The 2302-nt window shown below is 72.5% G+C and carries 2 protein-coding genes; both read left to right on the top strand.

Going from position 1 to position 2302, the window contains the following annotated elements; translation table 11 throughout:
- The first annotated feature begins 265 nt into the window (after positions 1–265).
- Positions 266–1636, top strand: a complete 1371-nt coding sequence (mshA, locus tag GUY61_RS37625; RefSeq protein ID WP_313897034.1) for a D-inositol-3-phosphate glycosyltransferase — start codon at positions 266–268, stop codon at positions 1634–1636.
- Positions 1629–2114, top strand: a complete 486-nt coding sequence (locus tag GUY61_RS37620; RefSeq protein ID WP_166634775.1) for a YbjN domain-containing protein — start codon at positions 1629–1631, stop codon at positions 2112–2114. The genes mshA and GUY61_RS37620 overlap by 8 nt, the downstream gene beginning before the upstream one ends.
- The last annotated feature ends 188 nt before the right edge of the window (positions 2115–2302 follow it).

The following is a 2302-nucleotide window of genomic DNA, read 5'->3' as shown; positions in this document are numbered from 1 at the left end:
ATGGTAGGCGGGCGCATCGACGCCAGATGGTCGAGTCCATGGCAGACGGCCGCGTCCATGGCGGACCGCCGCGTCCATGGCGGACGGGCCGGGCACCCGTGCCTGAACGGGTGCGCGCGGGCGATGGTTGAGAAGAAGAGGCAAAGACTTGGCAAAGAGGAAATGGTAGGACAGGTTCTTGCTGTTCGGCAGTTCTGAGGGGCGGGCCGCCGCCCGTCAGAACAGCAGAAGCATCAGAGCCGTACGCGATGAGGAGGACCGCCTGGTGAGCCAGTACGTCTCCCGGCTGGGGGCCCGACTCGGCGGCGGGCGGACAGCAGCCGCAGCAGCCGCGCCGCCGCGGCTGCGGTTCCCCGGCGGCCAGCGCAGGCCCCGCAGGATCGCGATGCTCAGCGTCCACACCTCGCCGCTGCACCAGCCGGGGACCGGCGACGCGGGCGGCATGAACGTCTACATCGTGGAACTCGCCAGGCGCCTTGCCGAGATCAACATCGAGGTGGAGATCTTCACCCGCGCCACGACGGGAGCGCTGCCGCCCGCCGTGGAACTCGCGCCGGGCGTGCTGGTACGCCATGTGGACGCCGGCCCCTACGAGGGTCTTGCCAAGGAGGACCTGCCCGCCCAGCTGTGCGCGTTCACCCACGGGGTGACGCAGGCCTGGGCCGGGAACCGCCCGGGCCACTACGACCTGGTGCACTCCCACTACTGGCTGTCCGGCCAGGTCGGCTGGCTGGCGGCGGAACGGTGGGGCGTGCCGCTGGTCCACGCCATGCACACGATGGCGAAGGTGAAGAACGCGGCGCTGGCCGAGGGGGACACCCCCGAGCCGGCCGCCCGCGTCATCGGTGAGCAGCAGATCGTACGGGCCGCCGACCGGCTGATCGCCAACACGGACGAGGAGGCCGACGAACTCGTACGGCACTACGAGGCCGACCCTTCCGCGGTCGCCGTCGTCCACCCCGGCGTCAACCTCGACCGGTTCCGCCCGGCGGACGGCACCGCCGCCGCCCGCGCCCGCCTCGGTCTGCCGCAGGACGCCCTGATCCCCCTCTTCGCGGGCCGCATACAGCCCCTCAAGGCGCCCGACGTCCTGCTCAGGGCGGTTGCCGTCCTGCTGGAGGAGGACCCGCGCCTGCGCGAGCGCGTCGTCGTCCCCGTCGTCGGCGGGCCCAGCGGCAGTGGCCTCGCCGAGCCCGAGGGCCTGCAGAAACTGGCCGCGCGGCTCGGTATCGCCGACGTCGTCCGCTTCCACCGCCCCATGGGCCAGGACCAGCTGGCCGACTGGTTCCGCGCCGCTTCGGTGCTCGTCATGCCCTCGTACAGCGAGTCCTTCGGTCTCGTCGCCATCGAGGCGCAGGCGGCAGGCACCCCTGTCGTGGCGGCGGCGGTCGGCGGTCTGCCGGTCGCCGTGCGCGACGGCGTCTCCGGGATGCTGATCGAGGGACACGACCCGGTTCACTACGCCCGCGCCCTGCGCCGCTTCGTCGACGAGCCCTCCCTCGCCGCGCGGATGGGCGTCGCAGCCGCCCGGCACGCCGGGTCCTTCGGGTGGGACACCGCCGCGGCCGCGACGGCCGACGTCTACACGGCCGCGATCCAGGACCACCGCCGTCGTCTACGCTCGCACCATGGCTGACGCGAGCGAGATCATCGAGCGGACACTCGACGACGCCGAGGTCGAGTGGGAGAGTCCCGAGCCCGGCAGTTACGTCGTGAGACTCCCCGGCACCCGCAAGCTCTCCACCACGGTCTCGCTGCTCCTCGGCAAGCACTCCCTGTCGGTCAACGCCTTCGTGATCCGCCGCCCCGACGAGAACCACGAGGGCGTCCACCGCTGGCTGCTGGAGCGCAACCTGCGGCTCTACGGGGTGGCGTACGCCATCGACACCCTCGGCGACATCTACCTCGCGGGCAAGCTGCCGCTCGCGGCGGTCACGCCCGACGAGCTCGACCGGGTCCTCGGCTCGGTCCTGGAGGCGGCGGACGGCAGCTTCAACACCCTGCTGGAGCTGGGCTTCGCGACGGCCATCCGCCGGGAGTACGAGTGGCGGGTGTCCCGGGGCGAGCCGACGCGCAACCTCGACGCGTTCAAACATCTGACCCGGCCGAGGTGAGCCGTCCGGCCGCCGGGTGCGGCCGTCGGGCGCGCTGAAGGCCACCCGGCGGGTCGGGAACGAGCGGGCCGGGAACGGGCGGGCCGGAGTCGGCCGGGTCCCGGCCGGGCGGGAACGTGGGGGAGCGGCGTCGGCGATGAGGTGAACCGGTAAACCGGCAGCCGGGTGACGGTCACTCAGGTAGCGTC

Source organism: Streptomyces sp. GC420 (assembly GCF_009916105.1).
Taxonomy (GTDB): Bacteria; Actinomycetota; Actinomycetes; order Streptomycetales; family Streptomycetaceae; genus Streptomyces.
This window is presented reverse-complemented; position numbering and strand designations above follow the sequence as displayed.